Origin of the sequence: Albidovulum inexpectatum (assembly GCF_002927635.1) — a bacterium.
GTDB classification, from domain to species: Bacteria; Pseudomonadota; Alphaproteobacteria; order Rhodobacterales; family Rhodobacteraceae; genus Albidovulum; species Albidovulum inexpectatum.
Map to the genome: position 1 here is coordinate 37,125 of NZ_PRDS01000006.1, position 24,279 is coordinate 61,403.

Below are 24,279 nucleotides of genomic sequence, written 5' to 3' on the forward strand. Positions count from 1 at the left end.
TCAGGCGGGAAGCGGCCCGCGCAGTGCCGTGCGAAACCGCGCGACGAGAAGGACGGCCGCGACCGCAAGCCCGATCGTCAGCCCCAGCCACAGGCCCACGCCGCCAAGACCGATGGGAAAGGCCAGCAGATAGCTGGCCGGGATGCCGATCAGCCAGTAGCTGACCACCGTGATCCACAGGGGGCCCGCCGTGTCCTGCAGACCCCGGAGAAGACCCAGCGCCATGACCTGGGCCGCATCGAACAGCTGGAACAACGCAGCCACCGCCAGAAGCATGGCGCCAAAGGCCACGATCTGTCCCGCGCGCGGATTGGCCCTGTCCAGGAACAGGCCGATCAGCGGTTCTGGCCTGGTCAGGAACAGGACCACGACAACAAGCCCGAAGAGAAAGGACAGGCCCATCGCCGCGATCGCGCCATCACGCAGCCCCGCCAGATCGCCGCGCCCCGCCGCGTGGCCCGCGCGCACGGTCGCCGCGTTCGACAGCCCCAGATGCACCATGAAGGCCAGGGCCGTGATCTCGATCGCGATGCCATGAGCGGCAAGCTGTATCGTCCCGACCCAGCCCATCATCAGGGCCGAGGCATTGAACAATCCGCCCTCGGCCAGCCCGGTCAGCCCCACCGGCCAGCCAAGCCGCCACAGCCGGACGAATGCTTCGGGGTCGGGGCGCCAAAGCCGCAGGAACAGGGCATAGGGACGCAAAGCAGGTAGCCAGGCGGCATACAGGCCCAGAAAGGCCGCGCCAACGATCTGGGTTGCCAGCGTGGCAACCGCCGCGCCGCGCAGTCCCAGCTCGGGGGCTCCCCAGTTGCCAAAGATCAGCGCCCAGTTCAGCGCGACGTTGACCGCCAGCGAAACCAGCGTGGCGATCAGGACGACACGGGTGCGTTCGATGGCCGACAGGAAGCTTTGCAGCGTCTTGATGATCAGGGCAGGGGCCATGCCAAGCCCCGCGATGCGCAGATAATCCTGCGCCAGAGCGGCAAGATGGGGATCCTGGCCCAGCAGGCGCAGGATCGGCCCGGACCACCACATGATCGGCATGACCGCTGCCGCATACAGCACCGACAGCCACAGTGCCATGCGCGTGGCCCGCCGCGCCTGGGTCTGGTCTCCCGCGCCGATCGAGGCCGCCACGAGTCCCGTCGTGGCGATCGGAAAGCCCGCCCCCAGGATGAACAGGATGAAGAACGTCGATGCCCCAAGGATGACCGCGGCCAGCGCCTCGACGCCGTACCAACCCAGCATCACGGTGTCGGCGACATGCAGCGCCATCTGCGCAAGGTTCGACCCGATCAGGGGCAAACCCAGGATGAGCAGGGCGCGCGCATGGGCAAGGCAGGATTGAAACCGCGTCATCCGGTCGCATTAGCCCCGGGCGCCTGAAAGGTCCAGACGGTCTATTCCCGCGTCCGGGGCGATCGCGGCAGGTCGATCAGATGGGCGGTCACACAATCCGGATCGGCGTCGGGCACCTGTACGAAACCTGACCGCTCGGCGATCCGCCGCATGGCCTGGTTGCCGCGCAGATAGACGACCCACAGATCGTCGATGCCGCGCCTGCGACATTCCTCCAGCGCTTTTTCGAACAGGCGGTGACCAATGCCGTGATTGCGCCACTCGGTGTCGACCGAGACTGCAATCTCGGCCGAACGATCCAGCGTGGCATGCGGGTGCACCTCGGCCACGCCGATCAGCCGTCCGCCCGATCCGGCTGTGATCAGAAACAGCGGCTGGGCGCGATCTGCATAGGCGCGAATTGCCTCGTCCCTTGCGGGCGACAAGAAGCGGTTGATCCGCGCCGGCAGATCGAGACGCGCAAGATGCCGCGCAAGGGCGGCACGCCAGCCGCCCGAACTGTCATTCGGTTGTGCGAGTGCAAAGCGAACCGAAGCCGGACTGGCGGCGGACATGACATTCACCCCTTGCTGCGCTGCGGCGAAAATAGGGGCTTTGGTGGCAAGGGTGAAATGGCAAGCGCTCAAACCCGATATGACCCATGCGCATGATATTCGGGGGCTTGCGGGCGCCGTCGCCCGGAGCCACCATGAGCGCAGGCGGGAAACGGAGGGGGAAGAATGCTGACACTTTATGGCGTCTATCGCAGCCGCGCGTCGCGCAATTTCTGGCTGCTCGAGGAGCTGGGCCTGGAATTCGAACATGTCCCCGTCATCCAGGCCTATCGCCTGCCGGACCCCGAGGCGGAAGATGCGCCGTTCAACACGCTGTCGCCCGGATTCCTGCAGATCAGCCCGGCCGGTGCGGTGCCTGTGTTGCGGGATGGCGACTTCGTGCTGACCGAGTCATTGGCGATCAATCATTACATCGCCCGCAAGGCTGGCGGCCCGCTGGCGCCGAACGATGAGCGTGAGAACGCGCTGATGGAGCAATGGGCCCTGTATGGCGTCAGCGCGATTGAACCGCATGCCTTGGCAATCATGTTCGCCCATGCCGAGAACCGCGCGAAAACGCCCGACGGTCAGGCCGAGATCGCCCGGGAAACCGCCCGCTTGCGGCGGCCGCTGAAGGTTCTGGACAGCCATCTGCGCGAAAATGGCCACATGGTGGGCGGGCGCTTTACCGTCGCCGATATCAACATGGCCGAGATCATACGGTATGCCCAGGCCGAGCCGGGCTTGATCGATGCCTATCCCGCGGTGGCCAACTGGCTGGCCGATTGTCATGCCCGCCCCGCTTTCAAGGCGATGTGGGCGCGACGCCTGGCCGAACCGGCCTGATCCGCGCGCCGAAGCGGGCCCGCGATGCCTTGCCCCTGCCGCCCGCGCGTGGTGTAATCGGCAGCCAAAACAAACGACAGAGCAGTCTTCATGGCAGACGATCTCCTCTCCTCGCGGGCGGACGACTACAACGCCTCCGCGATCGAAGTTCTCGAAGGTCTGGAGCCGGTGCGAAAGCGCCCCGGCATGTATATCGGCGGCACCGACGAGCGTGCCCTGCACCACATGGTGGCCGAGATCCTGGACAATGCGATGGACGAGGCCGTCGCGGGCCACGCCAACCGCATCGAGGTCGAACTGCACGCGGACTATTCGATCACGATCCGCGACAATGGCCGCGGCATTCCCATCGATCCGCACCCGAAATTTCCCGACAAGTCGGCGCTGGAAGTCATCCTGTGCACGCTGCATGCGGGGGGCAAGTTCTCGGGCAAGGCCTATCAGACCTCGGGCGGTCTGCACGGGGTCGGGGCCTCTGTCGTCAATGCGCTGTCGGATTCGATGGTCGTCGAGGTTGCGCGCAACCGTGAATTGTTCGAACAGCGTTTTTCCCGCGGCGTGCCGCTGGGCCCCGTCCGCAAGGTCGGGCCGGCGCCAAACCGGCGGGGCACATCGGTCACCTTTCATCCCGATGCCGAAATCTTTGGCCATCACCGCTTCAAGCCGGCGCGGCTGCTGCGCATGGTGCGATCGAAGGCCTATCTGTTTTCCGGCGTCGAGATCCGCTGGAAGAGCGAGATCGACGATGGCGAGACTCCCACCGAGGCGACCTTTCACTTCCCTGGTGGTCTGGCGGACTACCTGAACGAACAACTGTCCGGCGTGACGACCTATTCCGAAAAGCCCTTTGCCGGAAAGGTCAGCTTCCAGGACAAGTATGGCGAGCCGGGATCGGTCGAATGGGCAATCAACTGGACCCCCGCGCGCGATGGCTTCATTCAATCCTACTGCAATACGGTCCCCACGCCCGAGGGCGGCACGCATGAATCAGGATTCTGGTCAGCGATCCTGAAAGGCATCCGCGCTTATGGTGAGCTTGCCGGCAATCGCAAGGCGGCGCAGATCACGCGGGATGACCTGACCGGAGGCGCATGCGCCCTGGTCTCGTGCTTCATCCGCGAGCCGCAATTCGTTGGCCAGACAAAGGACCGTCTGGCGACCGAGGCCGCGGCGCGCATGACCGAAGGCGCGGTGCGCGACCATTTCGACAACTGGCTGGCGTCCGACCCGAAATCGGCCGGGGCGATCCTGGATTTTCTTGTGCTGCGGGCCGAGGAGCGCCTGCGCCGCCGGCAAGAGAAGGAAACCGCGCGCAAATCCGCCACCAAGAAGCTGCGGCTGCCTGGCAAGCTGGTCGATTGCAGCGCCCAGACCCGCGAGGGAACCGAGCTGTTCATCGTCGAGGGCGACTCGGCAGGCGGGTCGGCCAAGATGGCGCGCGATCGCAAGACCCAGGCATTGTTGCCTCTGCGGGGCAAGATCCTGAACGTTCTGGGGGCCGCGAGCTCGAGACTGGGATCGAACCAGGAAATCGCCGATCTGACCCAGGCGCTGGGCGTGGGGTTGGGGACAAGGTTCAGGCTGGATGATCTGCGTTACGAAAAGATCATCATCATGACCGATGCCGATGTTGATGGCGCGCATATCGCATCGCTGCTGATGACCTTCTTCTTTACCCAGATGCGTCCGCTGATCGACCACGGGCATCTGTACCTTGCCTGCCCGCCGCTTTACCGGCTGACCCAGGGGGCCAGGCGCGTCTATGTCTCGGACGATGCCGAGAAGGAGGAATGGTTGAAGAAGGGTCTGGGCGGCAAGGGCCGGATCGACGTCCAGCGCTTCAAGGGCCTGGGCGAAATGGACGCCAAAGACCTGCGCGAAACCACGATGGACCCCGCGACCCGCCGCCTGATCCGTGTCACGATCGACGAGGATGCCCCGGGTGAGACAAGCGATCTGGTCGAGCGCCTGATGGGCAAGAAGCCCGAGCTTCGCTTTCAATATATTCAGGAAAATGCGCGTTTCGTCGAAGAGCTCGATCTGTGACTATGTGCAGCCACGCGGCCGGGGGTGGCCCTCCGGCCCCGGGGCGGGCAATCACGCAGCCAGCAGGGCCAGCCGCAGACGCTCGCGCAGCGATCTGCGCCGCATCGTGATCGAGACGATATACGCATCTGGCCCGATCCGTTCGTACAGGTCGCCCAGGGTCGGCGTGGTGTCGAACATCTCTTCGGCCCGTGTCTGCCCGTCTCGGGTATAGGTCACACAGATGCGGGAGATCTGTGCAAGCGCCTTGATGCGGCCGCGGCGCGCGCGTGCCGTCAGACGCCGACCGGCCTCGGTGGACAACCGGTCAATGAGATCTGCGCTGATCGTCATGTCTCCTCCTTGCAGACCGGCACGTGCCGGTCCGTTCAATTTCGGATCCTGAGATGCAATACGACGGCGCAAGTGGGGCGCGTCGTGTCATTCGTTGCTAGATGCGAGATGCGGCCCGATCAAGCGGGCGTATTGGTGCTGTAACGGAAACGACATGATGTTGCCGATGGCGGTCGGAAATCCGCCGATGGCGGTTGCATTTCAACGCCGCTCCGGCATCCATGTCTCGCAGCATGAGGAGAAACCGATGATTTTGTATGGCGTGAAGACCTGCGATACCTGCCGCAAGGCCATGAAGGCCCTTGGCGCGGCTGGGCATGACGTGACCTTCCGCGATGTCCGGGCCGAGCCGCTGGGGCCCGAAGATATCGATCGCTTTCTGTCGGCCTTTGGCGACAGGCTGGTGAACCGAAGCTCGACGACCTGGCGCGGACTGGACGAATCCGAACGCCAGCGCCCGGCTGCCGAGTTGCTTGCGAAATACCCGACGCTGATGAAGCGCCCGCTGATCGACGCAGGCGGCACCCTTCATCTGGGATGGACGAAGGACGTGCAGGCAGCCCTGTTGGGGTGATTGGCGTGGAATCAAAAAGGCCCGCGTTTTACGCGGGCCTTTCCATGCAATTTTGTCTGCAGATCAGAGCAGTTTCAGATCGCCCGCCGAGCTGCGGCCATCGCGGCCCGACTGAAGCTCGTAGGAAACCTTCTGGTTGTCGTTCAGCGTCGTCAGGCCGGCGCGCTCGACAGCCGAGATGTGCACGAACACGTCCTTGCCGCCATCATCCGGCGCGATGAAGCCGAAGCCCTTCGTCGAGTTGAACCATTTCACGGTGCCAGTAGCCATCCGCTTTCTCCTTCGTCAATTTACCCGGGCACCATTGCCCGAGGCCGTGCAGCCAAGTCTTCCAGATAGTCCGGCTGCCCGATTGATCGAGGGAGGCGGTAGGGAATCTTAGGTCACGTGGGCCTTATCATCGACGTTCGCGCGGGTTTTGCAAGGGCTATTTTCAAAAGCGTCGGTCGTCCTTGCGCCGGGTCAGAACCCGATCCAGCGACAGCCAGCCACCGCCATGCATTACAAGGATCATGAACAGAAGCATCCAGAAGGCGCGCTGATCCAGGATCAGGGCGTCAGAGGCGCGATCGAACCACTGGCCCAGATCGGCGCCGGCGACACCATGGCCCCAAATGTCAGTCAGGCTTTGAACGGTCACAAAGCCGATCATGCCCAATGCCGCAAGGCGTGTCAGCAGACCCAGGACGATCAGCGCGGGAAGGATCAGCTCGGCCCATGTTCCGGCAAGAACGATCAGGCGGTGAAGCAGGCCGAGCTGCGAGAAATCATACCCGACGGATTCGACGACCTTTGGCAGCACCTGGATATAGGCTCCGTCCGAAGGCGTCCAAAGCCCGGGGACACCGGGCCCCAGCTTGGTCACGGCCGAGCCCCAGAAATAGAACAGAAGGACACCGGCAAAAACGATCCGGGCGGCCAGGGGCAGGGCGCGTGGCGCAATCTGATCCAGAAGACCTGCTGCGCGGCGATACAGGGCAATCATGCGGAAGTCTCCGTGGCAATGTCGATTATCGCGCCGCCGGACACGAGAAGCGCAAAGGTCGCGTTCAGGTCGAAGTCCCCCGCTGCGTCAAGCGCGGTGCCGATCGTCTTGCCTTCCGCCAGGGCGGCGATGAACGGCGCGGCGCCCTGTGGCAGAAGATGGGGCTCGGGATCGAATTCCGGCCGCAGGATCAGAATGTCCTGCGCTGTCACCGTCCTGGGCGGCGGGGCCTCTTTCATGTTTGCCACCCAGATCGCGTGGATCGGCCAGTCGGAGCGAACCAGTCGTAGCGCCGGCGCAAGGCGCAGCCGGATATTCGCAAGATCCTGGGGCGGGATGGCGGCAAGACGATCCGGCGCGACGGGTGTGGCGTCGGCTGCATGATAGGATTCGCGCAGCGCCAGCTCGAGGCGGGCTATGTCGGGCAGATAGGGCAGGTGGGAGACCGGGGGGAAGCGGGCCAGAAAGTCTGGCATGTCGGTTCCGTACAGCATCAGCAGGGGCGAGCGCGGGGGATGCGCGCGAACATGCTCCAAGGCCATCGCGGCGAAGAATTCTTCTCCGACCAGTTTGCGCAGCACGGGGAATGCAGTCTTCAAGGCCTCGACCAGCGAAACGGTCACGTTGTTGCGATAGACATTGAAGCGCCTGCCTGCGGGACGTCCCTGCGGGTCGGTCAGGCCCGGCGGGTGGGGGCGCGAGGGATCCAGCAGGGCGGCGCGGAAATCGGCCTGTCTCATGCGGTAACCCGGTCCAGAATGCGCGCGGCCCTTTCGGCCTCGTCGGCCAGGACCGGCCAGTCGGGCACGTCATTGTCCCATTCGATTAGGGTCGCCAGGGGTCCGGCGCGGGAAATCGTGCGTTCGTAAAGCTGCCAGACCGGATCGACGACCGGATGGGCATGGGAATCGATCAGCAGCGGCGCGCCGGCATCGTCGACGTCTTCGTCGTGGCCACCAAGATGGATTTCCCCGACGAGATCGATCGGGAATCGATCGATGTAATCCCGGGCATCCGTCTGGCGGTTCGTGCATGAGACATGAACGTTGTTGACGTCCAGAAGCAGACCGCATCCGGTGCGCGACGCGATTTCGCTCAGGAATTCGATCTCGCCCAGATTGCTTTCGGCAAAGTCGAGATACACGGACGGGTTTTCCAGCAGCATCTTGCGGCCAAGCCGTGTCTGCACCTCGTCGACATGGGCGCAGACCCGGGCAAGCGTCTCCTCGGTATAGGGTAGAGGCAGAAGGTCGTTCAGGAACTCGGCGTCATGCGTCGACCAGGCAAGATGTTCGGAAAAGCTGGCGGGTTGCAGCCAGTCGCAAAGCCGCCGCAGGCGGTCCAGATGGTCGCGGTCCAGTGGCCCTTCGCCCCCGATGGACAGGCCGACGCCGTGAACCGAGATCGGGAACCGTTCGGCCAGGTGACGCAGTTGGGCGATGGGGCGGCCGCCTTCCCCCATGTAGTTTTCAGCGTGGATCTCGAGCCAGCGCACGGGCCCCGGGTCCTGCATCAGCGCGGTGAAATGTTGGGGCTTGTAGCCAACACCCGGGGCAGGGGGCAGGCCGGGCTCGGTTTGTCTGTCCAGCATGTCGTGTTCTCCTGCAGGCGGATGGTGTCGGGGCGCCCTGCGAAAGGGCGCCCCGGTTCTTCAGCCCCGCGGCAGATCGCGGTCCAGCGGCTCCAGCGATCCGGTGCGGCCGTCAGGCAGTTCCATCGTGGTGCATGTGCCGGCTGGTACGAGTTTCCAGGCGTTGCCCTGATAGTCCACCTTCGAGGTACCGGCACAGGTCGTGCCCGGCCCGGCCGCGCAATCGTTCTGGCCGGCGAGCGCCACGCCATAGCACTTTTCCTTGGCTTCTTGCGCGGCAGCGGGCGTTGCGCCATGCGCTGAAAGGGCGGCTGCAAGCGAACCGGCAACGGCGAGCGTCTTGATCGAATTGGACATCATGTGTTCCTTCGGTTGGTTGTAAGCGAAATTGATCTGGATCGTGTCGCGACACAGGCAAGCTAACCTGCGGCGTGATGACGCGCCACTCACGAAGGCGTGCCCCACGGCCCTGTGACGGGTTGTAACATCTTGCACGAAACAGGGCGCGCCCGCTGCCGAGCGCGCCCCTGTCGTGGTCATGCGATCCGTCGTCAGACCGCGCGCAGGTCCGGCGGCGTGGCCTCGGCCTTGAAGCCGGCGATCGCCTCTTCCAGCGGTACGGTCTGGGTGCGGTTCTCGCCCAGACGGCGGATCGAGACGGTGCGCTCGGCCACCTCCTTCATGCCGATGGCAAGGATCGCCGGGACCTTGCCGACGGAATGTTCCCGCACCTTGTAGTTGATCTTTTCGTTGCGCGTGTCGGCTTCGGCGCGGATGCCGGCCTGGGTCAGTTTCTCGACGACCTCATGCACATAGGGATCGGCGTCCGAGACGATCGAGGCCACGACGACCTGACGGGGGGCCAGCCAGAAGGGCAGCTTGCCCGCATAGTTCTCGATCAGGATGCCGATGAAGCGCTCGAACGACCCGAGGATCGCGCGGTGCAGCATGACGGGACGGTGCTTCGCGCCGTCTTCCCCCACATATTCCGCGCCCAGGCGAACCGGCAGGTTGAAGTCGCACTGGAACGTGCCGCACTGCCATTCGCGACCGATCGCATCGGTCAGGGTGAAGTCCAGCTTGGGGCCATAGAAGGCGCCGTCGCCCGGATTGATCGCATAGGGCAGGCCCAGCCCCTCGATCGCCTTCTGCAAGGCACCTTCGGCCTTGTCCCAGATCGCGTCCGAGCCCACGCGGACCTCGGGCCGGGTGGACAGGCGGATGTCGAATTTCGTGAAGCCCAGATCGGCATAGACCGAGGACAGAAGCGCGATGAAGTCGGCGCATTCCTTTTCGATCTGGTCCTCGGTGCAGAAGATATGCGCATCGTCCTGCACGAAACCGCGTACCCGCATCAGACCGTGCATCGAGCCCGAGCTTTCATAGCGGTGGCACGAACCGAACTCGGCCAGACGCAGCGGCAGATCGCGATAGGATTTCAGGCCCTGATTGTAGACCTGGACATGGCAGGGGCAGTTCATCGGCTTCAACGCATTGATGCGCTTTTCGCGCGCGCCTTCCTCGTCGACCTCGACGATGAACATGTTCTCGCGATAGGCTTCCCAATGGCCCGATCGTTCCCACAGGATGCGGTCGACGACCTGCGGGGTGCGGATTTCCTGGTATCCCGCGCGGCGCAGCCGGCGGCGCATGTAGTCTTCCAGCGTGCGGTAGATCGTCCAGCCATTGGGGTGCCAGAAAACCATTCCCGGCGCTTCCTCCTGCAGATGGAACAGCTCCATCTCGCGTCCCAGACGCCGGTGGTCGCGCTTGGCGGCCTCTTCCAGCATGTGCAGATAGGCTTTCAGGTCGTCGCGGTTGCGGAAGGCCACGCCATAGATGCGCTGCAGCTGTTTGTTGCGGTGATCCCCGCGCCAATAGGCGCCCGCGACCGACATCAGCTTGAACGCATCCGCCGGCAGCTGACCGGTATTCTGCAGGTGCGGGCCCCGGCACAGGTCCTGCCAGTTGCCGTGCCAGTACATGCGCACGGGTTCATCCTCGGGGATGGCCTCGATCAGTTCGACCTTGAAGGGTTCGTTCTTGCGGATGTAGTGCTCGATCGCGCGCGACCGGTCCCAGACTTCGGTGCGCACGGGTTCGCGCGCGGCGATGATGGCGCGCATCTCCTTTTCGATCAGCGCCAGATCCTCGGGCGTGAAGGGTTCGTCGCGGTCGAAGTCGTAGTACCAGCCGTTTTCCACGACCGGGCCGATCGTGACCTTGACGTCGGGCCACAGTTTCTGAACCGCCGCCGCCATGACATGGGCAAAGTCGTGGCGGATCAGCTCCAGCGCCTGGGGCTCGTCCTTCATCGTGTGGATGGTGATCGTGCCGTCTTCGGTGATGGGCCATTGCAGGTCCCAGTGGCGGCCGTTGAACGTGGCCGAGATCGCGGCCTTGCCCAGCGAAGGCGCGATGGCGCGCGCGACTTCTGCGGCGGTCACGCCCCGCTCGAAACTGCGGCTGCTGCCATCGGGAAAGGTCAGGGTAATCTGGGTCATGGCCCATTCTCCTCGTCGGTTTGGCGCCCACGGAACGCCCGGTTGCGGGTGGTGGCCGCCTTTCTGGGCAATCGCGAGCGCGAAGTCAACGCGGGTGCCGGGTCAGCGTGGGCGCGCGCCTTTCGCCTTCGTTGCGTCAGCCTGTCGCCGCGGGGCTTTCGCGGTAGCCGCGCGGGCTGTATCCCTGTTCAGGAAACCGGAGAAGAGGGGGCAAGATGCAGGCTTATCTGGAAACCGATCAGGGGCGCCGTATCGCCTATGACAAGATCGAGGGGGCGGGGCCGGGCGTCGTCTTTCTGGGTGGGTTCCGCTCGGACAAGGAGGGGACGAAGGCGCTGGCGCTGGAGGCCTGGGCGCGCGAGCACGGCCGGGCCTTCCTGCGTTTCGACTATTCCGGGCACGGCAAGTCATCGGGCGAATTCACCGAGGGCTGCATCGGCGACTGGTTCGAGGATGCGCGCGCCGCGATCATGCAGCTGACCGAGGGGCCTCAGATCCTGGTCGGTTCGTCGATGGGCGGGTGGATTTCGCTGCTGATGGCGCGCGCCCATCCCGACAAGGTCGCGGGCCTCGTGACGATTGCCGCCGCGCCCGACTTTACCGAGGACGGGATGTGGCAGGCCTTTACCGAGGCGCAACGCCGCGAGTTGATGGAAAAGGGGCAGATCGCGCTTCCGTCGGAATATTCCGACGAACCCTATGTCATCACCCGCCGCCTGATCGAGGACGGTCGCAATCACCTGGTGTTACGCGCGCCCTTGCACCTGCCCATGCCGGTGCGCATGTTGCAGGGAACGGCGGATACCGATGTTCCCCTGTCGGTCGCGGTGCGCCTGATCGAACATGCCGAGGGTCCCGACATGCGCCTGACCGTGGTCAAGGGCGCCGACCACCGCTTTTCGACGCCTGATTGTCTGAGGCTGGTAGAGACGAGCGTTCTGAAGGTTCTGCAGCGACTGGAGCGGACGGATGCTTAGGGTGACTGCATGGGGCCTGGTCGTGCTGGCCGTCGCGATTGGCGTTCTTTTTGCCGTTGGTCCGCGCGAGCCGCTGGATCTGCACGTCGATTTCGATGACTCGGTTCTGCCCGACGATCCGGCCGCTCTGGATAGGTGGCTGGCTACACGCGAATCCGTCGTCGGCGGCATCGTGCCCGGCGCGGAAAAGCGCATCGTCTGGGATGGGGTGCCGGGCCAGGTGACGGATTGGGCGGTCGTGTATCTGCACGGATTTTCCGCGACCGCACAGGAGATCCGACCGGTTCCCGACCTCGTGGCCCGGGCGCTGGGCGCCAATCTGTTCTTCACACGGTTCGCCGGACACGGCCTTGGGTCCGAGCGTTTCGCCGGGCCGACCGCGAATGACTGGATGATCGATGCGGCCGAGGCCCTGGCCATCGGCAAGCGGCTTGGAAAGCGCGTTCTGGTCATCGCGACATCGACGGGCGGCACGATCGCGGCCGAGGCGGCGTTGCAGCCGGAATTGCGGGCCAGGATGGACGCACTCGTGTTCGTTTCGCCGAATTTCGGCATTCGGGCCGCGGCTTCGCGCATCCTGACATGGCCCTATGCGCGCAAATGGGTGCCCATCGTGGCCGGACGCGAACGGTGCTTCGAGCCTCAGAACGAAGATCATGCGCGGTTCTGGACGACATGCTATCCGACCGTCGCGCTTCTGCCCATGGCGGCATTGGCGGAACACGCGGCAAGCGCGGATTACGCGGGGGTCGATCTGCCCGCGCTGTTCGTGTTTTCGCCGAATGACATGGTCGTCTCACCGGATGCGACGCGCAAGGTCGCCGCGCGCTGGGGTGGGCCCGTGCGGGTCGAGGAGGTGACCGTCGGCCCGGACGACGATCCCTTTTCGCATGTCATTGCGGGCGATATTCTTAGCCCGGGCATGACCGACACGGTGACGGATCTGATCCTGAGCTGGGTGCGCGGGCTGTAGCGTCAGCCCGCGCGCATTTCGGTCTTCGCGCCCCGGCGGCGGCGCGGGGCTTCGCTGTGGGCGTCGAAGAAGTCCAGCACCAACGGACGGATGTTGTTGCGCCAGGACTTGCCGGCGAAGATTCCGTAATGGCCCGCGCCGGGTTCAAGATGGCTGAACTTGCGGCTGTCGGGAACGCCGGGCGTCAGATCAAGCGCGGCAATGCACTGACCGGGGGCCGAGATGTCATCCTTCTCGCCCTCGATCACGAAGATCGCCACATCGGTGATCTTGCCGATATCGACCTGGTGACCATCCACCACAAAGACGTTGCGCGCGATCTCGCGGTTCTTGAACACGCGCTCGACGGTGGACAGGTAGAATTCGGCGGTCATGTCCATGACGGAAAGGTATTCGTCATAGAAGCGGTTATGCGCGTCGTTCTCGCTGTCCTTGCCCTGGGCGGCGGCAAGGATCTTGTCGCTGAATGCCTGTGCGTGGCGGTCGATATTCATCGAGATGAACGAGGCCAGCTGCAGCAGGCCCGGATAGACGAGCCGACCCGCACCGGCATATTTGAAGCCCACGCGCTGGATCGCCAGATGCTCCAACTGCCCCATGGTCACGCGGCGGCCGAAATCGGTCACCTCGGTTGCCGCGGCATCGGGGTCGATCGGGCCGCCGATCAACGTCAGCGTACGCGGCTGGGCCTTGGGGTCCCGTTCGGCCAGAAGGGCGGTGGCGGCAAGCGCCAGTGGCGCGGGCTGACACACGGCCACGACATGCAGGTCCGGGCCCAGATGCCGCATGAAGTCGACCAGGTACTGCGTGTAATCCTCGATATCGAACTTGCCGCAGCTTACGGGGATGTCGCGCGCGTTCTTCCAGTCCGTCACATAGACGTCGCAATCGGGCAGCAGGCTGGTCACGGTGGACCGCAGCAGCGTTGCGTAATGGCCCGACATGGGCGCGACCAGCAGGACCCGACGGGGCATCGGATCGCGGCCGATCACGTTGAAGTGGATCAGGTTTCCGAAGGGCCGCTCCAGAACGGTTTCGACTTCCACCAGGTGGTCGCGGTCATCGGTGCCCACGACGGTGCGGATGCCCCAGTCGGGCTTGATGACCATGCGTGCGAAACTGCGTTCGGTCACCCGGCCCCAGGCCGACATCAGCTTGAATATCGGGTTGGGTGCGAGCCCCCAAATCGGATACGAGGCATAGGCACGCGCCGACGCCCCCAACCATTCGTTGGTGTTTCGGACGCTTTCCATCAGGTCGTAGGAAAATGTGCCCTTCATGGTGATCGGACCTTCCTTTGCGCTTCCGTCTCTGCCCGACCCGATCGGCCGTGGTTCCGACTTGGGCCTTTGAGCATTGCCGGAATGCGGATATGCTGCAGTGCAACACAGTAGGGAGGAAAGGGCACCATGGCAACCGACGCGACACCATCCCCCGAAAATCTGGAGAAGATGAAGGCGAATCTGGCCAAAATCGAGGCTTTGACGCAACGCCTGATCCAGGCCATGGCGCAAAAGAGGTTGCCCAATCCCGCCGTCGAAGCGCCGGGAATCGGGCTGTTTGCCCACGCCGTCGGTGCCTATTGGCGCGAAGCCATCGAAAATCCCGGCCGCCTGATCGAACAGCAGGCCACGCTGTGGGGCAAGGCGCTGAAGAACTATGTCGAGCTGCAGCAGGCATTGGCCAAGGGCAGGTTCGAACCGCCCGAGGATGACACGCCCGAGGATCGTCGCTTCTCGAATCCGCTGTGGAAGACCCACCCCTATTTCAATTTCGTCAAGCGACAGTATTTCCAGAATGTCGCGGCGATGGAGGAGGCGATCAACTCGATCGAAGGGTTGCAGCCGCACGAGCGCAAGCGCGTGCAGCATTTCGCGCGCCAGCTGATGGACATGATGGCGCCGACGAATTTTCTGGCCACCAACCCCGATGCGCTGGAGCGTGCGCTGGAAACGGAAGGGGAAAGCCTTGTGCGTGGGCTGGAAAACCTTGTGCGCGATATCGAGGAAAACCGGGGCGATCTTCTGGTCCGGCTGGCCGACCCCGAGGCCTTCCGCGTCGGCGAGAACATCGCGACCACCGAAGGCGCCGTGGTCTATCGCAACCGGATGATGGAACTGATCCAGTATTCGCCCCGGACCGAACAGGTCCACGAAACCCCGATCGTCCTGTTCCCACCGTGGATCAACAAGTTCTACATCCTGGATCTGAAGCCCGCCAATTCGCTGATCCGCTGGATCGTCGACCAGGGCTACACGCTGTTCGTCGTAAGTTGGAAGAATCCGGACAAGACCTATGCCGATGTCGGGCTCGACACCTATGTCGAGGAAGGTTTCCTGACCGCGATCGAGGAAGCGCGCAGGATCTGCAAGGTCGAGCAGGTCAATGCCGTGGGCTATTGCATCGCCGGAACGGTCCTGACCCTTGCGCTGGGCGTGCTGGCCAAGCGGGGCCAGAAGCCGGTCAGGTCCGCGACCTTCTTCACGACCCTGACGGATTTCTCCGATCCCGGCGATGTCGCGGTCTTTCTTGATGACGATTTCATCGACGGGATCGAGGAACAGGTCCGGCGTGACGGCTATCTGGACAAGTATTTCATGGCGCGGACGTTTTCCTTCCTGCGGTCGAACGATCTGGTCTATCAGCCCGCGATCCGCAACTACATGCTGGGAGAAAAGCCGCCGGCCTTCGATCTTCTGTTCTGGAACAGCGACGGCACGAACCTGCCTGCCCGCATGGCGGTCGAATATCTGCGCTGGATATGCCAGGACAATCAGCTGGCCGAAGGGCGCATCCGGATCTGTGGCGAGACGATCGGTCTCAAGGACGTGACCCTGCCGATGTTTGCCGTGGCATGTGAAAGCGACCACATCGCCCCATGGAAGGGGTGCTTCAAGGGCGCCCGCATGTACGGGTCACGGTCAAAGACCTTCGTCGTGTCCCAGTCGGGTCATATCGCGGGCATCGTCAACCCTCCGAACAGAAACAAGTACGGCCACTACACCAATGATGGACCGATGCGCGACCCTGACGAATGGATGGCCAGCGCCACGTTCAACGAGGGCAGCTGGTGGCCGCGCTGGGAGGCGTGGCTGAAACGCAGGTCGGGCAAGATGATCCCCGCGCGCGAAGTGGGTGATTCGGACCATCCCCCGCTGGCGCCCGCGCCAGGTACCTATGTGGTCGAGTCGCCAAGTTCTTGACCTTGCGTAAGGAAAACCGTCCATGCCGCGCTGCAGCAGAAAAAACTTGAAATGCTGCGGCGCAGCATCTATCTTCACCTCAGACGCAACACCGCCCGCTTGCAGGAGATGAAAGATGCAAAAGGCTCAGGACTTCACCAAGGTCATGCAGGACATGACCGCCGCCTTCCCGTTTGACGCGAAGGCCCTTCAGGACAGCTTCCGCAATTCGGCTGCCTATGGCGAGAAATTCGTCAAGGTCGCCCTGGAAGCCGCGGAAAAGAGCAACGAGATTTCGTTCAAGTGGACGAAAGACGCTCTGAACAAGGTGGCCGACCTGACCAAGGTCAAGGAAGAACCGGCCGAGTATTCGAAAGCCGTGACCGACTTTGCTTCGGCCGCCGCCGAGATGACCGCCGAGACCCTGGCCGCTTTCGCCGAAGTGGCGAAGAAGGCCCAGATGGAAACGGTCGAGCTGATGCTGGCCGCCGGCAAGGAAATGTCGCAGGACGCGTCCGCCGCGGTCAAGAAGGCCCAGGCCGAAGTTACCGCCGCGGCGAAGAAGGCCACGGCTGCGGCCTCCAAGTGATCCGAGACGATCCGGCCACTCCTCCCCGGTCGGATCCTCGATTGGTCTCCCTTTCCTCCCTGTCGGCGAGACCGAACCTTGGGCGGGCACGATGTGCCCGCCCTTTCTTTGTTGTCTTTTCCGCGACGTGGCATAAGCTTGCCGCAACGCAAAAGTGGCGAAAAGACAAGGGAGGCCATGCCGATGGCAGGGGAAGCCAAGGATACAAAGCCGCTGCTGATCAAGCGGTATGCCAGCCGGCGCCTGTACAATACCGAAACCAGCGATTACGTGACGCTTGAAGACATTGCGGGGTTCATCCGCGATGGACGCAGGGTTCAGATCATCGATCTGAAGTCCGGCGATGATCTGACCCGCCAGTACCTCTTGCAGATCATCGCCGAGCACGAGAGTCGTGGCGAGAATGTCCTGCCGATCGACGTGCTGACCGATCTGGTCCGCAGCTATACGACCAGCGCGCAAAGCATCGTGCCGCAATTTCTGGCCGCGTCCTTCCAGATGCTGCGCGAAAGCCAGTCCAAGATGCTGGAAAACCTGTCGTCCTTTCCCAACCCGATGGCCGGCATGCCGGGCTTCGAGGCATTGCAGCGCCAGCAGCAGGCTTTTCTGAAGACGCTGATGCCAGGTTTTGCCGGGTCGTCGGGTCCCGAAAGAGAAGAGGGTGACAGCAGCGCGGACAGCTCGAGCAAGGAAGAGCTGGAGGCCATCAAGAAACAACTGGCAGAGCTGCAGGCGAAACTGTCGAAACTCTAGGCGGCGGGAAGGAACCGCCGCCCTGATCCGCGCGTCGCAACCGGCCTACACGTTCAGCAGAAGGTGTTCGCGTTCCCAAGGGCTGATGACCTGCATGAACTCCTTGTATTCGGCGCGCTTCACGGCTTCGTAAATGTCGCAGAATTCCGGCGACAACAGCTCGCGGATCGGCGCGCATTCGGAAAACATGTCCAGCGCATCGCCCATCGTCATCGGGATTTCGTCAGAGGCGATATAGGCATTGCCACGCATCTCTGGCCTTGGCATGCGCTTTTCCTTCAGGCCCAGATACCCGCAGACCATCGTTGCAGCGATCCCCAGATAGGGATTGCAGTCCATGCCCGGCAGCCGGTTTTCGACTCTCCGTGACTGCGGATCCGAAATCGGCACGCGCAGGCCCGTCGTGCGGTTGTCTCGGCCCCATTCCAGGTTGATCGGGGCAGCGAAATCGGGGACGTAGCGCCGATAGGAATTCACATAGGGCGCGATCAGCGCGACGACGGCGGGCAGATAGTTCTGCAGCCCGGCGATGAAGTGGAAGAATTCCGGCGTTTCCTGGCCCGTCTCGTCGGCAAAGAGGCTGCGCCCGGTCTTCATGTCGACGACCGATTGGTGAATGTGCATTGCACTGCCAGGCTCATCCTCGATCGGCTTGGCCATGAAGGTGGCAAAGCTGTCATGGCGCAGGGCGGCTTCGCGGATCAGTCGCTTGAAATAGAAGACCTCGTCGGCCAGCACGACCGGGTCGCCATGGCGCAGGTTCAGCTCGACCTGGCCCGCCCCGCCTTCCTGGACGATACCGTCGATCTCCAGCCCCTGTGCCTCGGCAAAGTCATAGATGTCGTCGATGACGCGGCCATATTCATCCACGGCTGACATCGAATAGGCCTGCTTGGCCATGACGCGCCTGCCCGAACGCCCGACCGGCGGTATGATCGGCTGGTTTGGGTCGATGTTGCGCGCGACGATGTAGAATTCCATCTCGGGCGCGACGATCGGGCGCCAGCCTTCGCGCTCATACAGCTCGACCAGCCGCTTGAGCACGTTGCGCGGCGCCATCTTTACCGGCTCACCCTCGCGATCGGAAATGTCATGGATCACCTGCAGGGTCACATCGGCCGTCCACGGCACCGCCTGGGCGGTTGAAAAGTCCGGCGTCAGGATCATGTCGGGTTCCGTGAACTCGCTGCCATCGGGCATGTCGGCATAGTCGCCCGTGATGGTCTGAGCGAAAATCGAGTTGGGCAGGTGGAAATGGGTCTGCTTGCCGAATTTCCATGCAGGCATCGCCTTGCCCTTGGCCACGCCCGCAAGGTCGGAAACGAGACATTCCACTTCGTCGACGCGACGGCCAGAGATGAAATCCTTGGCGGCCTGGGGAAGCTGTTCGGTCCAGTCGGACATGAGATCACACGTGTTCCTGTTTCTGGTGTGCAAGAAAGAATTCGGCGATCTGTTTCGCGATATCTGGCGCCGAGTTCGTTTCGGTAAAGCGCGCGCGCGCCTGTTCCATCAGCGCGTCGGGAACGACGCCGCGCCCGCGCGTGTTCATCAGGTCTTCGATAAAGGCGTTGTCGTATTCGGGATGGGACTGAACCGTAAAGGCGCGATCACCATAGACAAGCGCCGCGTGACGGCAGAATTCATTGCTGGCAACCGTTTCCGCCATCGAGGGCTTTTCTATCACCTGGTCCTGGTGCCACGCATTCAGCACCACCCTGCGCCCGCCGAAATCGTAGACCTGGGGGCCAACTGCCCATCCGCCCGGGTATTTTTCGACCCGTCCGCCCAGAGCCTTGGCCACGATCTGGTGACCAAAGCAGATGCCGACAATGGGGATGCCCGCTTCGAAAGCCTTGCGGATGAAGTCCTCGAGCGGCGGGATGAAGGCGTGGTCCTCGTATACACCATGGCGCGATCCGGTGATCAGCCAGCCGTCGCAATCATGGATGTCGGTCGGGAACTGCATGTTCTCGACATCGTAGGTGACGAAATCGAAGCCATGCCCGCTCAGAAGGCGACGGAACATGTCGGGGTAATCCCCCGTTCGGGGCCTGAGACTTTCGGGGGCCGAGCCGGTCTGAAGAATGCCGATGCGCATTTGGGTGCTGCCTGTCCGTGCAATGTCCTGTGGTTCGGATCGTGCTGCGCAAGCCAAGCCGGCGCAAGTGGGTGCTGTCAAACCGTGTCGAGATACAGCTCGACCTTTTCCTCTGGCGTCAGTTCCTGCATGTAGTGCAGCTCCTGACGTTTGGTCATCACCATGTTCTGGATCAACTGGTCGGGGAACAGCCGGGGTATGATGCGGCTGGTTTCGAACGTGTCGATCGCCTCTTGCCAGCTTTCGCACAGAAGCGGCAGGTCCAGGGCATAAGCATTGCCGCTGATGGGATCGGGCGGGGTCATCCGTTCCTCAATCCCGATCAGGGCCGCGCCCAGGATTGCGGCCAGCATCAGATAGGGGTTGACGTCACCGCCGGCGACCCGATGCTCAATCCTTCTTGCGGCAGGCGCACCCGAGGGGATGCGAATTGCGGCGGTTCGGTTTTCATAGGCCCAGCAGATGCCGTTCGGGGCATGTGCCTCGGGCACCAGACGCTCATAGCTGTTGTCATGGGGCGCAAAGATCAGGGTGCAGTCTCGCATCGCCCATAGACAGCCAGCGACCGCGTTGCGCAGGGTCTCGGTTCCCTCGGGGCCGCCATTGTCAAAGATGTTGCGCCCATCGCGGTCAAGCACCGAGAAATGCGTATGCAGTCCGTTGCCCGAATATTCCGGGTATGGCTTGGCCATGAAGCTGGCCGCAAAGCCATGACGCCGCGCCAAGCCCTTGACCAGCATCTTGAACAGCCACGCATCGTCGGCTGCCTTCAGCGGGTCGTTGCCGTGAACCAGGTTGATCTCGAACTGGCCCAGACCTGCTTCGGAGATCGCCGTATCGGCGGGAATGTCCATCGCCTCGCAGGCCTCATAGAGGTCGGTGAAGAAGCGATCGAACGCATCCAGGGCTCGGACGGACATGATTTCGGCCGCCTTGCGGCGCTTGCCGGAACGCGGCGATGGCGGAACCTGCAACGTCTTGCCCGAATCGTCGATCAGGAAGAATTCCAGCTCCATGGCGCAGACGGGCGTCAGGCCACGCGCGCGATACCGCTCGACGACACGGGCCAGGGCATGGCGTGGATCACCCTCATAGGGCGTGCCATCCTCGTGGAACATCCAGATCGGCAGCAGCGCGGTTGGGGCGTCCAGCCACGGCATTGGCATGAAGCCGCGTTCGGTTGGCTTAAGCACCCCATCACGGTCTCCTGTCTCGAAGACCAGCGGGCTGTCCTCGATATCCTCTCCCCAGATGTCGAGATTGAGAACCGACATCGGAAAACGCGTGCCGTTCTCGATCACGGATGCCGCGTATCGGGCGGGGATGCGCTTGCCGCGTGCCTGTCCGTTTAGATCTGCCGCGGCGACACGGATCGTGCGCACCTCGGGATGTTCAAGCAGCCATTCCTTCATTTTCGCACCGGTTTGGGGGACCGGCCGGATGCCACCCCGGTTACGACGATACGTCCCCAGTGCTGCTCCGGCCCGGTTCCTGGGCCATCGCTTACATGATCAAATCCAACGAATTCACGATCAATGCGGCACAACCCTATGAAATGTCGTGCTTCGGTAAGCGTCAGATTTTGATCAAATAAGGGATACTATCGAAGAAACTGGGGAAGCAAGCGAATTCTTGGCTGCTGAACCCGTGGCAGATGGCGGTTCAGCCGGGCATTGATCGCGCCGAAGATGCCGATGATCGTCAGGGTCAGGAGAATGAAATAGAAGGCGAGGATCGGGTAGGGAACGAACGGGTTGAATGTCTTGTCGGCGAAATAGTTCGCATAATACAGCGCGTCGCCCTTCTGATGGGTCGTGGGAAAGCCCGAGAAGAAGACCAGCGTCGTGGCATGGAACAGGAAGATCGCCTCGTTCGTGTAGGCGGGCCAGCCAAGGCGCATCATCGTTGGCCAGATGATCCGGCGGAATCGCCGCCACCCGGTCAGGCCATAGGCGTCGGCGGCTTCGATGTCGCCCTTGGGCACGGACATCAGCGCGCCGTAGAAGATCTCGGCCGAATAGGCCGCCGTGTTCAGGACAAGGACGATCAGCGCGCCCAGCGACGCCGCCGTCAGCGGTGCAAGGAACGGATAGACGGACTTGAGCTGCAGGAACAGGAAGTAGGCAAAGAAGAACTGGATGAACAGCGGCGAGCCGCGAAAGACGAAGATGAACCATTCGGCCGGCTTGCGCAGCAACGGGTTGCGCGCCGCCTTGCCGAGCGCCAGCGCATTGGCCAGGAAAAAGCCGGTCAGCAGCGAAAGCGTGCCGAAATAGATGTTCCAGATCAGGCCCGAGCCGATCAGCGTGAATTGCTGGCACAGGGTAAAATCGCTGCGCGGCAGCAGTCGTTCGCCGATGCCCAGGCTGCGCAGACCATAATCCGCGATCGTTTCCCAGCAGCTCATGCGGCAGCCTTTCGTTGCGCTTCGCCGGCCACGGTCGCCTGGCCGCGCGTCAGGCGACGCATGATCCGGTCAAGGACGATTTCGGATACCCGGGTGAACAGCAGATAGAAGATCAGAAGGGCCAGGAAATACCACATGCGCCAGTCGGGATGCGGGTAGTCCGAGAAACGCGCAGTCTTCGCCCCCCCCAGTTCGCGCGCCCAATAGACGATATCCTCAATGCCCAGAAGGAACAGCAGCGGCGTTGCCTTGATCAGGACCATCCAGAGATTCGAAAGGCCGGGGAGGGCATAGACCCACATCTGCGGCACGATGATTCGCCAGAAGGCCTGGCGCTGGGTCATCCCATAGGCCTCGGCCGTTTCCACCTGTGCCCGCGGGACCGCGCGCATGGCTCCGAAAAGGACATTTGCCGCGAAAGCGCCAAAGACGATCGCAAAGGTCAGGACGGCCAGGAAGAATCCATAGGTTTCATGGACCCATTGCGGTGCGGTCCCCAGCGGCAGTTTGGCCTCGGGGCAGACGACGAAATCGTTGCCCTGCCAGATGTCCTGCGGCCAGTCGGGGCATTTCAGCTTGTGCCGGATCACCTCGAACAGCTGATCCAGAGCGATGACGAAGAACATGAAGAAGGCGATATCTGGCACGCCCCTGACGATCGCGATATAGGCCCGGCCGAACAGCGAAACCGGCAGGAAGCGGCTGCGCGCGGCCATGGCGCCGCCAAAACCGAAGGCCAGAGCGGTCGGCGCAGTGATTGCCAGAAGCAACAGCACCGTTCCCAGCGCCCAATACATCTCGATGTGCTTGCCCGTGGTCAGGTAGCACGACAGCCAAGCGAGGCCTTCAAGTGACGAGGGGTCCGAGCAGAAACTGAACATGTTCCACGATTCCATGGGGCGGGGCCGATCCGGCCCCGCCCCGGGGGCATCAGAACAGGGTGGTGTCGTCGCCGAACCACTTCTTCAGAAGCTCGTTGAGCGAGCCGTCATCCTTCATCGACTGGATCGCGGCGTCGAACTTCTCCTTCAGTTCGGTGTCCGATTCACGCAGGCCCATGCCGATGCCGCCGCCCAGCGGCACGTCGTCACCCACGAAGACCAGTTCGCCATTCGATTCCTCGACGATCGGCACAAGGAAGTCCTTGTCGGCCAGCACGGCGTCGGCCTCGCCGTTGCGGACTGCGTTGATCGTTTCGTCCGGCGTGGGGAATTCCAGCAGGGTCGCGCCGGTTTCGGCCACATGTGCCGCCTGGATCGTACCCGTCTGTGCCGCGATCACGCCCGTCAGGTCGGCGTCGGGCGATGTCGCCACATAGGCCGAAGCGGTCGGCGGGTAATAGGGCTGGGTGAAGTCGATGACTTCGTCACGCTCGGGCGTGATCGACATGCCGGCCATGATCGTGTCGTAGTTGCCCGACAGCAGGTTCGGGATGATCGAGTCCCAGTCGTTGGTGACCCATTCGCAGGTCAGCTCGGCCCGGCGGCACAGTTCGTCGCCCAGCTCGCGCTCGAACCCGTCGACCTCGCCCTTGTCGTTGATGAAGTTGTACGGAGGATAGGCCCCTTCCGTGCCCATGCGCACCGTCTGGGCCGATGCCATTCCGGCGGTCAGGGCCAGCGCGGCGGCGGTCAGGACGATCTTTTTCATGTTCTACTCTCCCGGTTGTTGATCTGTCTTCATCTTCAGGCGGCGCCAGACGCACTCAGGAACTGGCGCAGCCGTTCGGTTTGCGGGTTGCCGAAGACCTGGTCCGGCGGACCTTCCTCTTCGATCCTTCCCTGATGCAGGAATATCACGTGATCGGCAACATCTGCCGCAAGGCGCATGCCATGCGTGACGATGATCATCGTGCGATGTTCCTCGGCCAAGGCCTTGATGACGCGCACGACTTCCTGCTGCAGCTCTGGATCCAGTGCCGAGGTCGGTTCGTCGAAAAGGATGGCCATCGGCTCCATGCACAAGGCCCGCGCAATGGCGGCGCGCTGCTGCTGGCCGCCCGAGAGCTGCGCCGGATAGGCATCGGCCTTGTCGCCGATTCCCACCTTTTCCAGATAACGCCGCGCGGCCTGCTCGACCTCGGCCCGGTCGCGCTTCTGTACTGTGATCGGTGCTTCCATGACGTTTTGCAGGATCGTCATGTGGGACCACAGGTTGAACTGCTGGAACACCATGCACAGATTCGTGCGTATCCGCACCAGCTGATCCCGGTCGGCGGGGTGGCGATTCGGGCCTTCACCCTTCCAGCGCACCTTTTCGCCCATGAAGATGATGTCGCCCTGCTGGCTGTCCTCGAGCAGGTTGCAGCAACGCAGCAACGTGGATTTGCCCGACCCCGACGACCCGATCAGCGCGATCGTATGGCCGCGCGGCGCGGCCAGCGAGACGCCTTTCAGGACCTCGAGACTGCCATAGGCCTTGTGCAGGTCTCGGACTTCGATGACTGGCGTGTTCTGGTCTTGCAAGTGATCTTCCCCCCGGGGTCGAGAGTAGTGCGGATATTTCGGCAATTGACAATGTGCA

Annotated in this window: 25 protein-coding genes; 8 read left to right on the forward strand and 17 right to left on the reverse strand. The window is 62.9% G+C overall.

The window, feature by feature from the left end; translation table 11 throughout:
- Together LV82_RS10120 and LV82_RS10125 are read right to left on the reverse strand one after the other, a co-directional pair.
- Nucleotides 1–1,362 (reverse strand): MATE family efflux transporter, encoded by a 1,362-nt coding sequence (locus LV82_RS10120; protein ID WP_104071357.1) that lies wholly within the window; start codon nt 1,360–1,362, stop codon nt 1–3.
- A gap of 41 nt (nt 1,363–1,403) precedes the next feature.
- Nucleotides 1,404–1,916 carry a GNAT family N-acetyltransferase gene (locus LV82_RS10125; protein ID WP_170063402.1) on the reverse strand — a complete coding sequence of 171 codons (513 nt, stop codon included), beginning with the start codon at nt 1,914–1,916 and terminating at the stop codon, nt 1,404–1,406.
- 165 nt (nt 1,917–2,081) lie between these two features.
- Here LV82_RS10125 and LV82_RS10130 point away from each other — a divergent pair, with 165 nt between their 5' ends.
- Together LV82_RS10130 and parE are read left to right on the forward strand one after the other, a co-directional pair.
- Nucleotides 2,082–2,741, forward strand: coding sequence for a glutathione S-transferase family protein (locus LV82_RS10130; RefSeq protein ID WP_104071358.1), 660 nt, complete (start codon nt 2,082–2,084; stop codon nt 2,739–2,741).
- Nucleotides 2,742–2,831: 90 nt separating this feature from the next.
- Nucleotides 2,832–4,787, forward strand: a complete 1,956-nt coding sequence (gene parE / locus LV82_RS10135) for a DNA topoisomerase IV subunit B (RefSeq protein WP_104071360.1) — start codon at nt 2,832–2,834, stop codon at nt 4,785–4,787.
- Between the two features lie 51 nt (nt 4,788–4,838).
- On the opposite strand, the gene LV82_RS10140 is transcribed toward parE, so the two are convergent.
- Complete coding sequence (locus LV82_RS10140; RefSeq protein WP_104071362.1) at nt 4,839–5,120, reverse strand: hypothetical protein; 282 nt, start codon at nt 5,118–5,120, stop codon at nt 4,839–4,841.
- Nucleotides 5,121–5,367: 247 nt separating this feature from the next.
- On the opposite strand from LV82_RS10140, the gene LV82_RS10145 reads away from it, so the two are divergent.
- Nucleotides 5,368–5,694 (forward strand): arsenate reductase family protein, encoded by a 327-nt coding sequence (locus LV82_RS10145; RefSeq protein WP_104071660.1) that lies wholly within the window; start codon nt 5,368–5,370, stop codon nt 5,692–5,694.
- A gap of 63 nt (nt 5,695–5,757) precedes the next feature.
- On the opposite strand, the gene LV82_RS10150 is transcribed toward LV82_RS10145, so the two are convergent.
- The 6 genes from LV82_RS10150 to thrS form a co-directional block, all read right to left on the reverse strand.
- Nucleotides 5,758–5,964: a cold-shock protein gene (locus LV82_RS10150; RefSeq protein ID WP_104071364.1), complete on the reverse strand. Its 207-nt coding sequence runs from the start codon at nt 5,962–5,964 to the stop codon at nt 5,758–5,760.
- 163 nt (nt 5,965–6,127) lie between these two features.
- Nucleotides 6,128–6,679: a DoxX family protein gene (locus LV82_RS10155; RefSeq protein WP_104071366.1), complete on the reverse strand. Its 552-nt coding sequence runs from the start codon at nt 6,677–6,679 to the stop codon at nt 6,128–6,130.
- Nucleotides 6,676–7,419 carry an HvfC/BufC N-terminal domain-containing protein gene (locus LV82_RS10160; RefSeq protein WP_104071367.1) on the reverse strand — a complete coding sequence of 248 codons (744 nt, stop codon included), beginning with the start codon at nt 7,417–7,419 and terminating at the stop codon, nt 6,676–6,678. The genes LV82_RS10155 and LV82_RS10160 overlap by 4 nt, the downstream gene beginning before the upstream one ends.
- The gene (gene bufB / locus LV82_RS10165) at nt 7,416–8,270 is read right to left on the reverse strand and encodes an MNIO family bufferin maturase (protein WP_104071369.1); all 855 of its coding nucleotides are present in this window, start codon (nt 8,268–8,270) and stop codon (nt 7,416–7,418) included. The genes LV82_RS10160 and bufB overlap by 4 nt, the downstream gene beginning before the upstream one ends.
- A gap of 60 nt (nt 8,271–8,330) precedes the next feature.
- Nucleotides 8,331–8,627, reverse strand: coding sequence for a BufA1 family periplasmic bufferin-type metallophore (locus LV82_RS10170; RefSeq protein ID WP_104071662.1), 297 nt, complete (start codon nt 8,625–8,627; stop codon nt 8,331–8,333).
- Nucleotides 8,628–8,821: 194 nt separating this feature from the next.
- The gene (thrS, locus tag LV82_RS10175; protein WP_104071371.1) at nt 8,822–10,774 is read right to left on the reverse strand and encodes a threonine--tRNA ligase; all 1,953 of its coding nucleotides are present in this window, start codon (nt 10,772–10,774) and stop codon (nt 8,822–8,824) included.
- Nucleotides 10,775–10,989: 215 nt separating this feature from the next.
- Here thrS and LV82_RS10180 point away from each other — a divergent pair, with 215 nt between their 5' ends.
- Nucleotides 10,990–11,751: an alpha/beta hydrolase gene (locus tag LV82_RS10180; RefSeq protein ID WP_104071373.1), complete on the forward strand. Its 762-nt coding sequence runs from the start codon at nt 10,990–10,992 to the stop codon at nt 11,749–11,751.
- Nucleotides 11,744–12,724 (forward strand): alpha/beta hydrolase, encoded by a 981-nt coding sequence (locus tag LV82_RS10185; protein ID WP_104071376.1) that lies wholly within the window; start codon nt 11,744–11,746, stop codon nt 12,722–12,724. Before LV82_RS10180 ends, LV82_RS10185 begins: the two co-directional genes overlap by 8 nt.
- 2 nt (nt 12,725–12,726) lie before the next feature.
- On the opposite strand, the gene phaZ is transcribed toward LV82_RS10185, so the two are convergent.
- Nucleotides 12,727–14,004 carry a polyhydroxyalkanoate depolymerase gene (phaZ, locus tag LV82_RS10190; RefSeq protein ID WP_104071378.1) on the reverse strand — a complete coding sequence of 426 codons (1,278 nt, stop codon included), beginning with the start codon at nt 14,002–14,004 and terminating at the stop codon, nt 12,727–12,729.
- 129 nt (nt 14,005–14,133) lie between these two features.
- Between phaZ and LV82_RS10195 the strand changes: the two genes are divergently transcribed.
- The 3 genes from LV82_RS10195 (at nt 14,134) to phaR (ending at nt 17,248) form a co-directional block, all read left to right on the forward strand.
- A complete protein-coding gene (locus LV82_RS10195; RefSeq protein WP_104071379.1) occupies nt 14,134–15,927 on the forward strand; it encodes a PHA/PHB synthase family protein in 1,794 nt (597 codons plus the stop codon).
- Nucleotides 15,928–16,042: 115 nt separating this feature from the next.
- Nucleotides 16,043–16,495, forward strand: coding sequence for a Phasin (locus LV82_RS10200; protein WP_104071381.1), 453 nt, complete (start codon nt 16,043–16,045; stop codon nt 16,493–16,495).
- 183 nt (nt 16,496–16,678) lie between these two features.
- Nucleotides 16,679–17,248, forward strand: a complete 570-nt coding sequence (gene phaR / locus LV82_RS10205) for a polyhydroxyalkanoate synthesis repressor PhaR (RefSeq protein ID WP_104071664.1) — start codon at nt 16,679–16,681, stop codon at nt 17,246–17,248.
- 45 nt (nt 17,249–17,293) lie between these two features.
- Here phaR and LV82_RS10210 read toward each other — a convergent pair whose 3' ends face one another.
- The 7 genes from LV82_RS10210 to LV82_RS10240 form a co-directional block, all read right to left on the reverse strand.
- On the reverse strand, nt 17,294–18,652 hold the full coding sequence (locus LV82_RS10210) for a glutamine synthetase family protein (RefSeq protein ID WP_104071383.1): 1,359 nt from the start codon (nt 18,650–18,652) through the stop codon (nt 17,294–17,296).
- Nucleotides 18,653–18,656: 4 nt separating this feature from the next.
- A complete protein-coding gene (locus LV82_RS10215) occupies nt 18,657–19,349 on the reverse strand; it encodes a type 1 glutamine amidotransferase (RefSeq protein WP_104071385.1) in 693 nt (230 codons plus the stop codon).
- 77 nt (nt 19,350–19,426) lie between these two features.
- On the reverse strand, nt 19,427–20,761 hold the full coding sequence (locus LV82_RS10220) for a glutamine synthetase family protein (protein ID WP_104071386.1): 1,335 nt from the start codon (nt 20,759–20,761) through the stop codon (nt 19,427–19,429).
- Between the two features lie 188 nt (nt 20,762–20,949).
- Nucleotides 20,950–21,756: an ABC transporter permease gene (locus LV82_RS10225; protein WP_104071388.1), complete on the reverse strand. Its 807-nt coding sequence runs from the start codon at nt 21,754–21,756 to the stop codon at nt 20,950–20,952.
- Nucleotides 21,753–22,637 carry an ABC transporter permease gene (locus tag LV82_RS10230; RefSeq protein WP_104071666.1) on the reverse strand — a complete coding sequence of 295 codons (885 nt, stop codon included), beginning with the start codon at nt 22,635–22,637 and terminating at the stop codon, nt 21,753–21,755. The genes LV82_RS10225 and LV82_RS10230 overlap by 4 nt, the downstream gene beginning before the upstream one ends.
- Nucleotides 22,638–22,686: 49 nt before the next feature.
- The gene (locus LV82_RS10235; RefSeq protein WP_104071390.1) at nt 22,687–23,406 is read right to left on the reverse strand and encodes a transporter substrate-binding domain-containing protein; all 720 of its coding nucleotides are present in this window, start codon (nt 23,404–23,406) and stop codon (nt 22,687–22,689) included.
- Between the two features lie 35 nt (nt 23,407–23,441).
- Nucleotides 23,442–24,221 (reverse strand): ABC transporter ATP-binding protein, encoded by a 780-nt coding sequence (locus LV82_RS10240; RefSeq protein ID WP_104071391.1) that lies wholly within the window; start codon nt 24,219–24,221, stop codon nt 23,442–23,444.
- Between the last annotated feature and the right edge of the window lie 58 nt (nt 24,222–24,279).

Excerpts from the sequence above, each read along its gene's own strand:
- LV82_RS10160 (WP_104071367.1), bottom strand. The coding sequence starts at position 7,419 with ATGAGACAGGCCGATTTCCGCGCCGCCCTGCTGGATCCCTCGCGCCCC.
- LV82_RS10170 (WP_104071662.1), bottom strand. The coding sequence starts at position 8,627 with ATGTCCAATTCGATCAAGACGCTCGCCGTTGCCGGTTCGCTTGCAGCC.
- bufB (WP_104071369.1), bottom strand. The coding sequence starts at position 8,270 with ATGCTGGACAGACAAACCGAGCCCGGCCTGCCCCCTGCCCCGGGTGTT.
- LV82_RS10130 (WP_104071358.1), top strand. The coding sequence starts at position 2,082 with ATGCTGACACTTTATGGCGTCTATCGCAGCCGCGCGTCGCGCAATTTC.
- parE (WP_104071360.1), top strand. The coding sequence starts at position 2,832 with ATGGCAGACGATCTCCTCTCCTCGCGGGCGGACGACTACAACGCCTCC.
- LV82_RS10125 (WP_170063402.1), bottom strand. The coding sequence starts at position 1,916 with ATGTCCGCCGCCAGTCCGGCTTCGGTTCGCTTTGCACTCGCACAACCG.
- LV82_RS10230 (WP_104071666.1), bottom strand. The coding sequence starts at position 22,637 with ATGTTCAGTTTCTGCTCGGACCCCTCGTCACTTGAAGGCCTCGCTTGG.
- phaZ (WP_104071378.1), bottom strand. The coding sequence starts at position 14,004 with ATGAAGGGCACATTTTCCTACGACCTGATGGAAAGCGTCCGAAACACC.
- LV82_RS10200 (WP_104071381.1), top strand. The coding sequence starts at position 16,043 with ATGCAAAAGGCTCAGGACTTCACCAAGGTCATGCAGGACATGACCGCC.
- LV82_RS10150 (WP_104071364.1), bottom strand. The coding sequence starts at position 5,964 with ATGGCTACTGGCACCGTGAAATGGTTCAACTCGACGAAGGGCTTCGGC.
- LV82_RS10235 (WP_104071390.1), bottom strand. The coding sequence starts at position 23,406 with ATGAAAAAGATCGTCCTGACCGCCGCCGCGCTGGCCCTGACCGCCGGA.
- LV82_RS10215 (WP_104071385.1), bottom strand. The coding sequence starts at position 19,349 with ATGCGCATCGGCATTCTTCAGACCGGCTCGGCCCCCGAAAGTCTCAGG.
- LV82_RS10120 (WP_104071357.1), bottom strand. The coding sequence starts at position 1,362 with ATGACGCGGTTTCAATCCTGCCTTGCCCATGCGCGCGCCCTGCTCATC.
- phaR (WP_104071664.1), top strand. The coding sequence starts at position 16,679 with ATGGCAGGGGAAGCCAAGGATACAAAGCCGCTGCTGATCAAGCGGTAT.
- LV82_RS10145 (WP_104071660.1), top strand. The coding sequence starts at position 5,368 with ATGATTTTGTATGGCGTGAAGACCTGCGATACCTGCCGCAAGGCCATG.
- LV82_RS10185 (WP_104071376.1), top strand. The coding sequence starts at position 11,744 with ATGCTTAGGGTGACTGCATGGGGCCTGGTCGTGCTGGCCGTCGCGATT.
- LV82_RS10140 (WP_104071362.1), bottom strand. The coding sequence starts at position 5,120 with ATGACGATCAGCGCAGATCTCATTGACCGGTTGTCCACCGAGGCCGGT.
- LV82_RS10180 (WP_104071373.1), top strand. The coding sequence starts at position 10,990 with ATGCAGGCTTATCTGGAAACCGATCAGGGGCGCCGTATCGCCTATGAC.
- LV82_RS10195 (WP_104071379.1), top strand. The coding sequence starts at position 14,134 with ATGGCAACCGACGCGACACCATCCCCCGAAAATCTGGAGAAGATGAAG.
- thrS (WP_104071371.1), bottom strand. The coding sequence starts at position 10,774 with ATGACCCAGATTACCCTGACCTTTCCCGATGGCAGCAGCCGCAGTTTC.
- LV82_RS10225 (WP_104071388.1), bottom strand. The coding sequence starts at position 21,756 with ATGAGCTGCTGGGAAACGATCGCGGATTATGGTCTGCGCAGCCTGGGC.
- LV82_RS10155 (WP_104071366.1), bottom strand. The coding sequence starts at position 6,679 with ATGATTGCCCTGTATCGCCGCGCAGCAGGTCTTCTGGATCAGATTGCG.
- LV82_RS10210 (WP_104071383.1), bottom strand. The coding sequence starts at position 18,652 with ATGTCCGACTGGACCGAACAGCTTCCCCAGGCCGCCAAGGATTTCATC.
- LV82_RS10220 (WP_104071386.1), bottom strand. The coding sequence starts at position 20,761 with ATGAAGGAATGGCTGCTTGAACATCCCGAGGTGCGCACGATCCGTGTC.